We start from the raw sequence: 15,397 nt of genomic DNA, 5'->3' as shown, positions 1-15,397 counted from the left end.
CTTTTATTTTGCATTAAACATACTCATAAAGGGTTCATGCGTAACTATATCAGCTAAATTCTCTAAAACACATACTCATAACAGCCTCATGAGTAACTAAATCAGCTATATTCTTAGAAACACTTACTCATAACAGCTTCATGAGAGCTTCATGAGTAACTATATCAGTTAAATTATCAAAAACACTTACTCATAAAGGGTTCATGAGTTACTATATCCGCTTAATTCTCTAAAACACTTACCCATAAAGAGTTCATGAGTTACTATATCCGCTTAATTCTCTAAAACACTTACTCATAAAGGGTTCATGAGTTACTATATCAGCTTAATTCTCTAAAACACTTACCCATAAAGAGTTCATGAGTTACTATATCAGCTTAATTCTCTAAAACACTTACTCATAAAGGGTTCATGCGTAACTATATCAGCTATATTCTCTAAAACACTTACTCATAAAGGGTTCATGCGTAACTATATCAGCTATATTCTCTAAAGCATTTACTCATAACAGCTTCATGAGTTACTATATCAGTTAAATTATCAAAAACTCTTACTCATAACAGCTTCATGAGTTACTAAATCAGCTAAAATAGAAAAAAACGTACTCATAACAAGTGCATGAGTACGTAAAAAATACAAGATGATTAAACAAACTAACACTTAACAGGCCGCAGTGGAAGCCCACTACAACCAACATTACTTACCTATGATTATGTTCCCCCCTATTTCAACAATCTGACCCCCTTCTAATAATAGAAGGAGGCAGGCTGCCGAAAAGGCCAATTGCATTTTCTTTTCGTAGTTATCATATTCCTGAGCTGAATTAACATTTAGAAAATCGAAAAAACATCAAAATGAATTAGTTCAGCCATTATAATAATTCAATATATCCGTCAGTTCCATTTACTCGAATTCGTTGTCCATCTTTTATAAGTTTTGTGGCACTTTCGACACCGACAACCGCAGCTAAACCATACTCACGGGCAATCACTGCCCCATGAGTCATTAGTCCACCAACTTCGGTAACGAGGCCTTTTATGGAAACAAATAATGGTGTCCAGCTAGGGTCGGTAAATGGCGTGACTAATATATCGCCATCTTCTAAATCGGCATCTTCCATGTTTAAGATCACGCGAGCGCGTCCTTCAATAACCCCTGAGGATACAGCTAGGCCTGGGATGGCACCAGGTGGAAGATTTTCTCGTTTATACTCACCTGTAATTATTTCACCATCAGATGTGATTACTCTTGGTGGCGTTAGTTTATTATAAAATTTGTACTCTTCTATTCGTTTGCTAATGATTTCGTAATCAAGTTTATTTGTACGCACTACTTCGCAAAGTTCTTCAAAAGTTAGATAGTAAATATCTTCTTTATTATTAATGACGCTAGCTAAGGCCAGTTTTTCGGCTTCTTTCAATAAAGCCTGTTTATAAACGAAATAGCGATTAATCATGCCGTATTTTGGATATTCACGATAACCGATAAAATTTCGAAGTATGCTGATAACTCGTTTTGTTTCTTCTGCTTTCCTTTCACCATCTGGTAATAGAATTAATCGCTCAATTAGCTCATTTTCTTTTTTTAAGGCTTTTTGTTGCCCTTGCTCAAATTTCTGTTTGCTTGCATTAGGCTCAAAATTTTTAATATTATTTAAAATCATCGGAATAAGTGTAGTTGATTTTTCGATCCAACGCGTTTTTGTAAGATCGATTTCTCCAGCACATCGCATTCCGTACTTGCTTAAATAATCATTGATAGCGTCTTTTGCTTCCTTCCCTCCATTAAACTTAATTAGTTCATCTAAAAAGTTTTCATCTTTTACATGTTGTAGAAAATTTATGATTTCAGGATATGGACGAATTACATCTGCAACATCCATTAACGAAAGACCCATTTCCGAAGTAATATTGTTAGAAACCGATAAAGATAATGTATCTGCTACGTTTTTTTCCCCTAACCACTTGTTCATATTTTCATTAATCCAAGATGAGGCATCCATCCCAGTCCTAATTACTCCTGAGCTTTGTGGATCAAATAAGATCGCCTGTAATGTTTGGATATCTTCTAAAATAAACTCTAATAAATTTGATCCTGATTTCGATTTAATGTTTTGCTTTAGCTCTTCGATTGATGCTTGATTCTTATTAATTAACTTAGTTATAAGCGTAGGATCGTTTTCTATTTGCGGTTTAAATTCAGTAGACGATAAATCTTTATTGTTTTGTATTGGTATCGCTGTGTTATTTTCAACTGATGTCAATTTAATAAAATCACGTTCAACAACATTTAATAACGCGCCCTTTACAAGTGGGTCTGAGTTTCCTGCTACATCAATAAGCATTTTTCTGGCGGTAGGTGAAGCAAGATTGCGTGTAATATCAACAAACAACCTCCCTCCTGCTTTACGCATTGGCGCCTTAGTCGTTAACATAAAAAAAGACAATCCCAATGGTTTCATTGGATCAGTCATCATTTGATTATGGCCAACTGAAAGATAAACGTGATTTTCTTGATCATCCGCTTCAGGAATTGGGTATAGTGTTGTAATTGGTCTGCTTTGGACAATGTAAAATGTGTCATCAACAAGACACCATTCAATATCTTGTGGCTTACCAAAATAAGATTCTATATTTCTTCCTATATTTGCTAGTTGCAGTATTTGTTCGTCAGTCAAAGTTTGATTTTTTTGCTGTGCCGGTTCGATTGGTTGTGTTATTGTTCCTCCTTCAGGTCGCCCATAGATTGCTAATTTTTTGGTTGTTACCCTTTTATCAACGATTTCACCTTCACATACTTTATAACAGTCTCCAGAAACGATCCCTGAGACAAGAGCTTCACCAAGTCCAAAACTGGCATCAATTGATACTATTTTCCGGTTTGATGTAACAGGATCAGCAGTAAATAAAATCCCTGAAGCATGTGGAAAAACCATCTTTTGAACGATAACGGATAAATAAACTTGGCTATGGTCAAATCCATTTTGAATACGGTAAATTACTGCACGGTCTGTAAACAAGGATGCCCAACATTTGACAATATGCTGTAAGATTGCTTCTTTGCCGATGATATTTAAATAAGTGTCTTGTTGGCCAGCAAAAGACGCATGTGGTAAATCTTCAGCAGTTGCACTAGATCGAATTGCTAAGGCTTGATTTTCTTCATACTCGGAAAGATAGTTTGTAATTGCTGATATAACATCAGAAGGAATTACTGCCTCGAGTATGATTTCTCGAATTTCCCTGCTGATTTCTCTAATTTTATCTCGATCTGCTACTTTTACCATGTTTAGTTGTTCTAACAAAGTATGATACAATTCATTTTTTTCTATCGCTTTTTGAAAGCTAGCTGTTGTAATACAAAAACCTTTTGGGACATTTATTCCTTGAATTTTTGATAATTCTCCTAAATTTAACCCTTTACCTCCAACATGAAAAAGCTGATTTTTTTCAATTTCTAGAAAATCGAGAATAAAAGAACTCATTACACATCTCTCCTAACCAATTTTGTTATTTGATTTTAGCAGTAGTAAGGGAGAATAAACAGTCTATTTTAACTTGATATAAAATGGTATAATTAAAGTAGGAAGAGAAAATAAAATTAATGAGCACTCTGTTAGATGACTATACAGGGTGCTCTTTTTCATTTTTAAAAAACGATTTCAACTTTTTTACTGTTTTATATTTCCCCCTCTAATGAATAGCTAATCTCTCTTTTGAACTTTTATTTATCGAATGTAATTTTTAGATAAGAAAGGAATATGAATAATTTAGGAAGGGAGGTAATGCATGAATATAAATAACAGTGAGTCACATGATTTGAATCATTTTTCCGATAAACAACGTACTAATCCTCGAATAAATAACCAATCGATCAGTAATAACGTACGTTCAAATAAAATCAGCCTCTCTAAATTTGTTGATGAACTCCCTATTCCACCTATTTTAAAACCTCTTTGGAAGGATCAGTTTTATACTTATTATGAAGTAAGAATGACGGAGTTCAAGCAATCTCTTCATAGTGAGTTAGATGATTCAACTGTTTGGGGATACGAGGGTAGTTACCCAGGACCTACAATTCAAGTTGAATCAGGTGAAATAGTGTTTATTAAATGGATCAATCATCTTCCTGATCGGCACTTATTCCCCATAGACTATACAGTTCACGGTGCACATATGGATCTACCTGAAGTCCGTACGGTAGTACATGTTCATGGTGCTTGTGTTGAATCAGATAGCGATGGTTATCCTGAAGCTTGGTTTACTAGGGACTTTATTCAAGTTGGGCGTTATTTTAAAAAGCAAGTTTATCGTTATGATAATTGCGATTGTGCCTCGACACTTTGGTACCATGATCATACACTTGGTATTACTAGGCTCAATGTTTATGCTGGATTAGCAGGTTTCTATTTAATAAGTGATCAAAATGAACATTTATTAAATTTACCTAGTGGGAAGTATGATGTTCCACTTATGATACAAGATAAAAGTTTTAATCATGATGGATCACTTTTTTATCCAAATCAACCAGATAAACCAATCAAGGAATTGCAGACGTCTATTCTCCCTGAATTTATTGGAGATACGATTGTTGTTAATGGTAAAGTGCATCCCTATTTTAATGTTGAACCAAGAAAGTATCGATTCAGATTACTAAATGCTTCGAATACACGCTTTTTTCGATTTACGCTTGATTCTGGTCAACTTATGTATCAAATCGCAACAGAAGGTGGGTTCATGCAGCACCCTATTGGAATCAATGAACTTATGTTATCTCCTGCGGAACGTGCAGAAGTCATCATTGATTTTACGAATCTTGAAGGGAAATCTATTATTCTAAAAAACGATGCCCCCGCCCCATTTCCAGATGGAAATGCCGTTGATGAAAATACAGGAACTATCATGCAGTTTAGAGTTACTTTGGCTTTGTCAAATATTGATACTAGTATGATCCCAGGTTATATGATGAGTGTTCCAAAAATAAATGAACGTTCTGTTTCAATGGAGCGATATCTCACATTAAATCACGAGATGGATCAATACGGACGAGAAATTATGTTATTGGATAACAAACACTGGGATGCGCCGATTTCTGAAAACCCGAAGTTAGGCTCGACCGAAATATGGTATTTAATTAACTTAACGCCTGATGCTCATCCAATCCATCTTCACTTAATTGATTTCCAAATAGTAGACCGAAGAAATTTTGATGTAGAAAAATATAAGAAAGAAAGGATCATTCATTACACAGGACCAGCTATCCCACCAAAACCACAAGAAAATGGATTGAAGGACACTGTTCAGTCTAATCCAAACCAAGTAACTAGAATCATAATGAAGTTTGGACCTTTCACAGGATTATATGTTTGGCACTGTCATATGTTAGAGCATGAGGACTATGAAATGATGAGGCCATATATTGTTATTCAATAGTGACACAACAAAAAACCACTTACGTCCATCCAAATAATTGGATTGTAAGTGGTTTTAGTATTAATTATTTTGTAATGCTTCGTCTAATTTGTTAATTAGATTACTTAATGTTGCTCGCTCAGCTTCTGAAAGTGGTACAAGTGGTAAACGAACTCCACCAACATCTAAACCTTTCATTTGTAAAGCTGTTTTAATTGGACTTGGGCTTGGAGCCATGAAGAATCCATCAAATAATGGCAATAGCTTACGGTGTAAGAATTGTGCTTTAGCCATATCTCCTGTGAAGAAGCTTTCAGCTAATTGCTGCATTTCATTTCCTAATACGTGAGATGCTACTGAAACAGTTCCTTTTGAACCAATTGCAAATGCTGGTAACGTTAAACCGTCATCGCCACAATATAATTCAAAATCTTCAGGAGTACGATCAATAATTTCTGTCATGATACTTAAGTTACCAGTCGCATCTTTAATTGCAACTACGTTTTCGATTTCTGCCAGTCTTACAACTGTGTCTACAGAAAGGCTAGCTACTGTTCTTCCTGGTACATTATATAACATTACAGGTAGTTCAGTACTTTCTGCTGCAGCTTTAAAATGTTGATATAGACCTTCTTGGTTTGGCTTATTGTAATAAGGTACAACAACCATGATTGCGTCTACCCCTAAAGCTGAAACCTTTTTAGTTAATTCTACTGTTTCACGTGTATTATTACTTCCAGTACCCGCTACTACTGGTACTCTACCATTTGCAGCTGAGACAACGTGACTTATTAACGCTAATTTCTCTTCAGTCGTTAAAGTTGGTGATTCGCCAGTTGTACCGCATACTACGATTGAATCAGTCCCATTTTCTATTAAGTAGTTCACAAGCTTTGTTGTTTTTGCGAAATCAATGTTACCTTTTGAATCAAAAGGAGTAACCATTGCTGTTGAAATTTTACCAAATCTACTCATTGTTCCACTCCGATCAAATATTAATCCACTTTAACTGAACTAAGTTCAAATGCATCATGAAGTGCCGTAACCGCTTCGACCATATCTTCATTTTTTACAAGTACCCAAATTGTCGTATGGCTGTCTGCTGATTGTAAAATTTGAATTCCTCTTTCAGCAAGTGCTGTTACAATTTTTGAAGTTACTCCAGGTACTCCAGCAATTGCAGCTCCAACGATTGATACTTTCGCGCAACCTACAGTGTATGAAGGCTCATAGCCAATTCCTTTTAGTACATCAATTGCTTTTGTAGAAACCTCATCACTCACTGTGTATACAACACCATTTGGAGAAATATTAATAAAGTCTACACTTATTCCTTTATTCGCCATCGCTTTAAATACTTGAGAATGTAAATCAAATGTATGTTCCTTTGATGTTACTCTTATTTGAGTAACATTAGGTACATGTGCGATTCCTGTAATTAATCGATCATGAATACCTTCACCAATGATTCGCTGTGTTGGATTCGATGTTACTAGTGTACCTAAACTAGTTGAATACGTTGAACGAATTCGAATAGGTACTTTTCCTTGCATTGCAATTTCGACAGCTCGAGGATGAATTACTTTTGCTCCTTGATATGCCATATTACAAATTTCTGCATACGTAACAACAGATAATGGTCTAGCTTCTTTTACAATTCTTGGGTCGGCTGTCATTACGCCTTCAACATCGGTAAAAATTTCGATTGTTTCTGCGCCTACTGCAACACCAAGAGCAGAAGCAGATGTATCACTTCCACCTCTACCTAAAGTCGTGGTATCACCATTAGATGTTGATCCTTGGAAACCTGCCACTACTACTACATCGTAGTTTTCTAATTCTTTCAATAATCGGCCACACTTCATATCTAGAATTTTCGCATTACCAAATTCATCATTTGTTCTGAAGCCAGCCGATGCTCCTGTCATTGCCATTGCGTGAATACCATTTTCATTTAATAAATTTGAAAAGACAATTGATGAAATTGTTTCTCCGCATGACATTAATAAATCAAGTTCTCGTTGAGTAACTTTACTTTTTTTGGCACCAACTAAATTTAATAGTGTATCCGTTGCATAAGGCTCACCTTTTCGTCCCATCGCAGATACAACTACTACTAGTTTATAACCATTTTCTAACGCTTTTTTTATATGCTTAAGTGCGTGCTTTCTACCATTTTCATCACGTACTGAAGTCCCACCAAATTTTTGGACTAATATTTTCATTCTTGCACCTCTCTAGCAGTTTTCACTAAATGATGCTTAACTCAATTAATCTTTCAGCAATTTGCACTGAATTCCAAGCAGCACCTTTTAATAGATTATCTGATACAATCCATAAATGGAATCCTAATGGATTATCTAAGTCTTTACGTATACGTCCTACAAATACTTCATTACTTCCAATACTGTAAAATGGCATTGGATATAGTTGTTGTTCTGGATCATCTTGTAAAACGATTCCAGGTGCATCACTTAATAGTGATTTTAATTCTTCTACTGATACTGCTTTATCAACTTCAATATATACTGACTCTGAATGACCAGAAATTACAGGTAGTCTTACGCATGTTGCACTAATTTGTAATTCAGGTAAATGCATGATTTTTTTAGTTTCATTTATCATTTTCATTTCTTCATAAGTATATCCATTTTCAGTAAATACGTCGATTTGTGGAATTGCATTAAAAGCAATTTGATAATGTTTTTCACCACTTTTTACCGGTAATACTGATGGAGTAGCTTCTTCGCCATTTAAGAAAGCTTGAGCTTGATCCTTTAACGCTTCAATCGCTGTAACTCCAGCACCTGAAACAGCTTGGTAAGTAGAAACTACTACTTTATTTAAACCAATTGTTTGACGAATTGGCTCAAGTGCAACAACCATTTGAATTGTTGAACAGTTAGGGTTTGCAATAATACCTTTATGATTAAATAAATCTTTGTCATTTACTTCAGGTACAACTAATGGCACATCTTCAGCCATTCTAAAAGCACTAGTGTTATCTACTACAACTGCTCCTCTTTTTACTGCTTCTGGCGCTAGTTCTTTCGATACAGATCCCCCAGCACTAAATAGAGCAATATCTACACCTTCGAATGCTTCAGGAGTAGCTTCTTGTACGATAACTTCTTGCCCATTGAATGATAACTTTGTTCCTGCAGAACGTTTTGATGATAAGTATTTAATTTCTTTAATTGGAAAATTTCTATTTTCTAATGTTGCAATCATTTGTTGTCCAACTGCACCAGTCGCACCTACGACAGCTACTACATAACTTTGTTTATTCCCCACTTTTTTTGCACCATCCCTGTTTTCACTTTTATTAAATAGTTTACGTCAAATGAAGTTGATATTCAAAGGTTTTCGCTTGAATAATTCTTTTCATAGTAACGAGTATGTATCCTAATGACACATACTCAATTTTCTTCATTCTAACATAGAAAAAATAATTCAGTATTATTTTTTCTAAAATAATTATTGTAGGTCACGATATTTTTCAACTAGAACTGGTTGAAGTTGTTTTCCTTCTATAGAAGATTTAACTGTATCAAGTAACGCTTCCATTCTTGCTACTAATGAATTGGGTTTTTTTACTGGATCGTCTTGCCCAAAGGGAATAAAATATATATTTTTTGTACTCATTAAACGCATTAAATTATGGCTTAGAGGATAATACCTATTTAATCAGTTTATCGTTTTTTATGGGACATATAAATTGACTTAAAAGGAAGTATCATAAAGGATTTAATTGGGGGCTGAAACAAGAAAGCAGTTAAAAATTATGAATAATACAATTTCATCCTATTGATTATTGTTAACATAATAGTAGGTGTATATATAATCCAATTGTTTTTTAATGCATGTATTATAAAATGTTTGTTTGTAATCATTATAGAGTACTCTTAAAAAGCTATCTCTGATCGATTTAATTGTTAAATTATGAAACCTCAAATAACATTCAGTCCAAAAAAACATATTATTTGAAAAAGTTTCATCGTCAATTTCAAAGAATGATCGTACAGCTTTCACTCCCATATTTCCTAACAATACGGAAACATCCTCCACGTCAACATTTGCATCGAGTTCAAAAATGATAATCTGAGAATCACTTCTATGATGTTTTTGTGTACTACTTACTGAATATCCTATTAATTCACCATTTGTTAGATTTAAGGCAACGACCGCCTTGGCATAATCTAATGTCCAATTTTTATAGGCTAGCTCCAACACATCTCTAATTCTGACATTTGAAATCAAATGCTCAGCATGTTTTTGTTCAATCAGTTTTTCCACTTTATTTAGTTGTTTTTTGAATTGATATTCGATAATAACCAACATTCCTCTCTATGATGAATATTTAGACTCACTATCACCATAAATACGTTCGTTTTGTAAAAAAAATGACAGATTTTTGAATAATCTGTCCTAGACTGTTCGCCAAACGCTCGCTTCTTTCGTAATTGGTCTATCTTCGGTGCTCATTTTTCCTGTAACAAACTAGCAATACTATTCAACTACTTGTATCGTCATATTAATGTCATGGCCTTTATTATATCTTCAGAAAAAATGATTGCATATTTAGTTTTTTACCGTTGTAAAAGGATAAAAAATATATTCTAATAAGGACCATTTTTCTGGGGGCATCGTATCTAAAGGTTTGTTAAATTTAAGAGGCCGTCCAAAAATCGTAACTGACACATTAGCGATCTAGGCTGTCCTGTTCTAAAGGAAAATGGGAGGGTATCTAAGTGGTGTTTATCAATAAGAGTTGATTATACGAGCTCCATTTATGGATATTTAATGAGATTGCTTGATTTTTTTAGTTGGATTATGAAAATGAGAGCAAAATTTGTTCGTTTTTCATTCTTTACTTTCACTTTTGAACCATTAGAAAGCTCAGATCACCCTTACTGGTATGGGTAATATCTTGTTTATTCTCTGATTCTAGGTAATTTATTTGCAGTTTTGCTATTTTTATTTGCAGTTTGATTAATTTTTATTGCAGTTTTACTAATTTTATTTGCACTCCAACCTTTATTTGCAGGCTCACATTCTTTATTTGCACTCTTCACGGTTTTATTTGCAGTCAATCATTCCTTATTTGCACTCTTCACGGTTTTATTTGCACTTCGACCTTTATTTCCAGACTCTGGATTCTTATTTGCAGACTCTCTTTCCTTAATTGTACCCTTCACGGTTTTATTTGCACTCCAACCTTTATCGGCAGGCTCTGATCCCTTATTAGCACTTACATTTAACTTTTTTTAAAATTTCCTATAAACATAAAAAAGAGGATATCCCTATCACACTTTCGGGACACCCTCTAGATTAATAATCTTCCTTATTCTCCAACTCTTGTTTAATAATTTTCCAGCCAATTAGGTGGATTTCTTCGAGGATTTTTATTTTATTTTCTTCCGATACATCAATAGGTGCAATGATATTAACTTTTGTTTTTCCAAATTGATAGGTAGCAGTAAATTCTGTTTGTTTGCTCAGTATCACCACCCCCGTAATTTATTATATGATTCGTTTTGATACGGACTAACCAATCTTTTATAAAGGTTATGAGAGCTTCGCAAATTAATTAATTCCTTAATTAGACATATACATAGTCTAAGAGGTGAAAAATAAATGGAACGTGTTGCTTTGTACTTACGGAAAAGTCGTGCGGATCTTGATGCTGAAGCCCGTGGTGAAGGTGAAACTTTATCAAAACATAAAGAACAGCTTTTAAAATTCGCACAAGATAGTCAGTTAAATATAATTTGTATTCGGCAGGAAATTGCTTCTGGTGAATCACTTGTTTATCGGCCGGAAATGCTTAAGCTCTTACAGGAGGTCGAGGAATTTAAATATGATGGTGTACTTGTAATGGATATGGATCGGCTTGGACGCGGTAATATGAAGGAACAAGGAATAATATTAGAAACCTTTAAATCTTCAAAAACAAAAATTATTACGCCTAGAAAGACTTATGATCTCCATGATGAATTCGATGAAGAATATAGTGAATTTGAAGCTTTTATGGCTCGAAAAGAGTTGAAAATTATTACTCGTAGACTTCAACGTGGTCGTATTTTATCGGTTCAAAGAGGCAATTACATCGGAACTTTTGCTCCTTATGGCTATGATTTATATGAAACAAAAGAATTTCGCTCTTTAAGTATTAATCTTGAACAGGCAAAAGTAGTAAAAAGTATTTTCGAATGGTATACAAAAGAATTGATTGGTGCAACTGAGATTGCGAACCGTTTAAATCAAATGAATATACCTTCTTTTTCGGGTAAGAAGTGGAGCTATCATTCTATTCTTGAAATGATAAAAAATCCTACTTACATTGGTAAAGTAACCTGGAATAAAAAAAATGGCAAAGGTGTAAGAAAGCCTAAATCTGAGTGGCTTATAGTTGATGGAAAACATGATGCAATTATCGATAACGAAGTATTTAATTCGGCGCAAGAAATTTTAAGTAGTCGTTATCATGCTCCTTATAATAGTAAGTTAAGCAATCAGCTAGCTGGATTAATTTTTTGTAGTAAATGTAGTTCAAAATTACAGCAGCGCTATCCGAAAGGAAAACCTAGACAAATTGTTTGTACAAATAACCGCTGTAATACTCGGTCCTCATATACTCATTTAGTTGAAGAGAGGATATTACAAGGTTTAGAAATTTGGTTAAAAGAATATAAATTAAGTTTTAAAAATCTTTCAGAGATCAACGACTTTGAAGTTATTAATTTAAAAAAACAAGCACTTAAGCAAATCGAAAATGATTTAAAGGAAGTTGAAAAACAAAAAAATAACTTATTTAATTTTTTAGAACGAGGGGTTTATGATGAATCCATTTATATTGAACGCTCTGAGATACTCTCTAATCGTTTTAAAGAGCTCTCAAATAGTAAGACCTTAATAGTAGAAGAATTGTCAAAATATCAACAAAGAGAACAGTTTAAAGAGCAAGTGATTCCAACAGTTGAAAACGTGCTAGATTTATATTTCAAAACAACTGATATAGAGCTTAAAAATCGTCTACTAAAATCAATCCTAATTAAGGTTGAATATCAAAAAGAACCACATCAAAAATTAGATGATTTTAGTATTATTCTTTATCCGAAGCTACCAAAATAATTTTGGTGTTTGGTATTATCATCTAAGTCACATTAAATTAGTTCCATTTAAACCTAAAGCATCATTTGTAGAAATACCTAGAACAACAGGTTTTCCATTTCTCAAAGTAGCTTTAGCTGCCATTAATACAGGGCTATCAGTTTGAGCATTAGCAAACTTACTCATTGAATTACCCGTTAAAGGTGCAATGACCATACAATCTAGTTGTACTTTTGGTCCAAATGGTTCTGCTCCTACAATTGAATCAACTGTTTTACGCCCTGTTATTTCTTCAATTTTTTTGATCCAGTCTTCTCCTACACCAAATCTAGTTGTTGTACTTTTAACTGTAAATGTAACTACAGGATATACGTCAGCTCCATCATCGACTAATTTTTGAATTTGGGGTACGACCTCTTCATAAGTACAATGAGAACCTGTAATTCCGAATCCTATTTTCTTACCTTTTAAACTCATTACGATTGCTCCTTCCTTTTCTCTAAATCTTCTTTTAATAGCTGTGTTAGTACGTTTGCGATTATTTGCCCTGCTGTTTTAGGAGCAACGATTCCTGGTAAACCTGGTGCTAATAATGCTTTAATACCTCTTTTTTCAGCATAACGAAAATCTGTTCCTCCAGGTTTTGAAGCTAAATCAATAATTAGCGCATGTGGCTGTAATTTTGAAATGACCCCTGCAGTGACAATTAAAGTAGGAACTGTATTAATAACAATATCAACATCCTTTAAGGCTTCTTCAATGTTCTTGAATTCAAATGCTTCTAAGCCCATTTCAACGATTCTTGCAATATGTTCAGATTTACGAGCGCCTACTTTTACTTTAGCACCTAAATTATGAAAGGTCCTTCCGACACTCATTCCTGTGCGACCTAAACCTAATACGGCTACTTTTGAATTATGAATCGTGTATTCAGTGTGTTGAATTACCATCATAATTGTTCCTTCAACAGTTGGAATACTATTATAAATTGCTACATCATCACGTTCAAATAATTTTACTAATTTTCGATTTGAAGCTGCAACTATACTATCTAAGTAAGAGTTACTTATTCCGGAGTAAATCGTACAATGAGCTGGAGTACTATCTAATATTTCTTTCGTCAACACAACTTTTTCATTTGAAAAAATTGTATCAACAACTCCTTCAATATTCGTACCTGGTACTGGTAGAAGAATTGCATCTAGATCTTCAAAATTAGCATCTGCCATTAATTCTTTTGATGCACTTGTAAAACCACTATCTAATTGTTCGAAACCTATTAATGTTACTTTTGCGTCTAACTCTGTTAACTTCCGAATAACTTCTAACTGTCTGGCGTCCCCGCCAATAACAGCAATGTGCAAGCCAGTTAACATGCAGCATTCACCTTCTTTACTTCACTATGGTAAATGGAAATTAATAATTTGTAAGCAGGACTACCGCCTAACATCTTTCTCCTAAATATCTTATGAATCTTCCTTTGCATTGGTGAAGATTCTTTCTAAAATTAAGGCCCAGTAATCAAAAAGTATTTAACAGAAAAAATAAAAGAAGGTCCTTAATCATTGTTAAGGACCCTCTCATTCATCGTCTTAATGTTTTAAATTAGATGGAATTACCCCATCTGGACTAACTAATGCAACTGCATAATCGTCTGTAAAGACAAAGTTTGCAATATCATTTACATTTTCAATCGTAACATCATCAATTAATTTGATTATTTCATCTAATGAACGATGATGACCAATCATTAATTCATTTTTACCATTACGACTCATTCTGCTATTTGTACTTTCTAAGCCTAACATTAAATTACCTTTTAATTGTTCTTTACAATTAATTAATTCTTTTTCTGATATGCCATCTGCTTTTAAAATTTTTAAAGTTTCTTGGATTGTTTCAAATAATTGGTTTACTTGGCTTTTACCAGTACCACCATATATTGCCACCATACCACTGTCTTGATATGCAGAATGATATGAGAAAACTGAGTAAGCAAGTCCTTTTTGTTCACGAACATCTTGGAATAATCGACTACTCATACTACCGCCAAGAATATTATTTAAGGCGATTAATGGATATAAATCCTTATGTCCTAGTTCAAGACCTCTATATCCGATACAAAGATGTGCTTGTTCTGTTTCTTTTTTACGAGAAATTTCTCCATAATGAATTGTAGGAATCCCAAAGCTAACGTCTTTCTTTTTCCCTTCATAATTTCCAAATAAATCTTCAACTCGTTTAATAAAAGATTCATCAATATTACCAGCAATCGAAATAACGACTTGATCTGGTGTATAAAAATCATTCATATATTGGCGTAGTGTATCGCCATTAAAAGTTTTTAAAGTTTCTTCAGTACCTAATATTGGATACCCTAGTGGATTAGTTTCATACATAACCTTGCTTAGTAAGTCATGTACTAAGTCATCTGGTGTATCATCATACATTTTAATTTCTTCGAGTACTACATTTTTTTCTTTTTCTAATTCACCCTCGTCAAAAGTTGAATTAAAGAACATATCCCCTAGTACTTCTAATGCGTAATCTGCATGTGTATCTAAAACTTTAGCGTAATAACAAGTATATTCTTTTGAAGTAAAAGCATTTACTTGTCCACCAATTGAATCAAAACTTTCCGCAATTTCTTTAGCATTGCGCGTTTTAGTACCTTTAAAGAACATATGCTCTAGAAAATGCGAAACGCCATTTAATTCTTTTGTTTCATTGTATGAACCAGTTTTAATCCATACACCTAGTGCAACGGAACGAACCGTTGAAATATTTTCAATAACTACTCTTACTCCATTTTTACAAGTATGTCGTACAATCATGTAATGCCTCCTATGTATACACCATCTATTTACAATTGT

The 15,397-nt window shown here is 33.8% G+C and carries 11 protein-coding genes and 2 pseudogenes; 2 read left to right on the top strand and 11 right to left on the bottom strand.

Going from position 1 to position 15,397, the window contains the following annotated elements:
• Window positions 1-871 precede the first annotated feature (871 nt).
• Complete coding sequence (ppsA, locus tag CN601_RS13700; protein ID WP_098171331.1) at window positions 872-3,484, bottom strand: phosphoenolpyruvate synthase; 2,613 nt, start codon at window positions 3,482-3,484, stop codon at window positions 872-874.
• 415 nt (window positions 3,485-3,899) lie between these two features.
• Here ppsA and CN601_RS13695 point away from each other — a divergent pair, with 415 nt between their 5' ends.
• Window positions 3,900-5,432 carry a multicopper oxidase family protein gene (locus CN601_RS13695; protein WP_098171350.1) on the top strand — a complete coding sequence of 511 codons (1,533 nt, stop codon included), beginning with the start codon at window positions 3,900-3,902 and terminating at the stop codon, window positions 5,430-5,432.
• A 60-nt stretch (window positions 5,433-5,492) separates the two neighbouring features.
• On the opposite strand, the gene dapA is transcribed toward CN601_RS13695, so the two are convergent.
• The 7 genes and pseudogenes from dapA to CN601_RS13670 all read right to left on the bottom strand — a co-directional run bounded on the left by dapA (window position 5,493) and on the right by CN601_RS13670 (window position 10,919).
• Complete coding sequence (dapA, locus tag CN601_RS13690; RefSeq protein ID WP_098171330.1) at window positions 5,493-6,386, bottom strand: 4-hydroxy-tetrahydrodipicolinate synthase; 894 nt, start codon at window positions 6,384-6,386, stop codon at window positions 5,493-5,495.
• A 20-nt stretch (window positions 6,387-6,406) separates the two neighbouring features.
• On the bottom strand, window positions 6,407-7,636 hold the full coding sequence (gene dapG / locus CN601_RS13685; RefSeq protein ID WP_098171329.1) for an aspartate kinase: 1,230 nt from the start codon (window positions 7,634-7,636) through the stop codon (window positions 6,407-6,409).
• A 25-nt stretch (window positions 7,637-7,661) separates the two neighbouring features.
• Window positions 7,662-8,705 (bottom strand): aspartate-semialdehyde dehydrogenase, encoded by a 1,044-nt coding sequence (asd, locus tag CN601_RS13680; protein ID WP_098171328.1) that lies wholly within the window; start codon window positions 8,703-8,705, stop codon window positions 7,662-7,664.
• 183 nt (window positions 8,706-8,888) lie between these two features.
• Window positions 8,889-9,071: pseudogene (gene spoVFB / locus CN601_RS26960) on the bottom strand (dipicolinate synthase subunit B); the annotation flags it as partial.
• A gap of 144 nt (window positions 9,072-9,215) precedes the next feature.
• Window positions 9,216-9,749, bottom strand: a complete 534-nt coding sequence (locus tag CN601_RS13675) for a hypothetical protein (protein ID WP_098117461.1) — start codon at window positions 9,747-9,749, stop codon at window positions 9,216-9,218.
• 596 nt (window positions 9,750-10,345) lie between these two features.
• The gene (locus tag CN601_RS26955; RefSeq protein ID WP_179865551.1) at window positions 10,346-10,504 is read right to left on the bottom strand and encodes a hypothetical protein; all 159 of its coding nucleotides are present in this window, start codon (window positions 10,502-10,504) and stop codon (window positions 10,346-10,348) included.
• Between the two features lie 238 nt (window positions 10,505-10,742).
• Complete coding sequence (locus CN601_RS13670; RefSeq protein ID WP_098171327.1) at window positions 10,743-10,919, bottom strand: cell division protein FtsZ; 177 nt, start codon at window positions 10,917-10,919, stop codon at window positions 10,743-10,745.
• Between the two features lie 129 nt (window positions 10,920-11,048).
• Between CN601_RS13670 and CN601_RS13665 the strand changes: the two genes are divergently transcribed.
• Window positions 11,049-12,545: a recombinase family protein gene (locus CN601_RS13665; protein ID WP_098171326.1), complete on the top strand. Its 1,497-nt coding sequence runs from the start codon at window positions 11,049-11,051 to the stop codon at window positions 12,543-12,545.
• 30 nt (window positions 12,546-12,575) lie between these two features.
• On the opposite strand, the pseudogene dpaB reads toward CN601_RS13665, so the two are convergent.
• The 3 genes and pseudogenes from dpaB to CN601_RS13650 form a co-directional block, all read right to left on the bottom strand.
• Window positions 12,576-13,001 (bottom strand): annotated as a pseudogene (dpaB, locus tag CN601_RS13660) (dipicolinate synthase subunit B); the annotation flags it as partial.
• Window positions 13,001-13,900, bottom strand: a complete 900-nt coding sequence (gene dpaA, locus CN601_RS13655) for a dipicolinic acid synthetase subunit A (RefSeq protein WP_098117466.1) — start codon at window positions 13,898-13,900, stop codon at window positions 13,001-13,003. The gene dpaA and the pseudogene dpaB, both read right to left, overlap by 1 nt.
• Window positions 13,901-14,116: 216 nt before the next feature.
• Window positions 14,117-15,358: a M16 family metallopeptidase gene (locus CN601_RS13650; RefSeq protein WP_098171325.1), complete on the bottom strand. Its 1,242-nt coding sequence runs from the start codon at window positions 15,356-15,358 to the stop codon at window positions 14,117-14,119.
• Window positions 15,359-15,397 lie beyond the last annotated feature (39 nt).

This window comes from Bacillus sp. AFS017336, assembly GCF_002555445.1.
In the GTDB taxonomy this organism is placed as follows: Bacteria; Bacillota; Bacilli; order Bacillales; family Bacillaceae_G; genus Gottfriedia.
The sequence above is the reverse complement of the archived record's forward strand: the minus strand, read 5'-3'. Positions and strand labels throughout refer to the sequence as shown.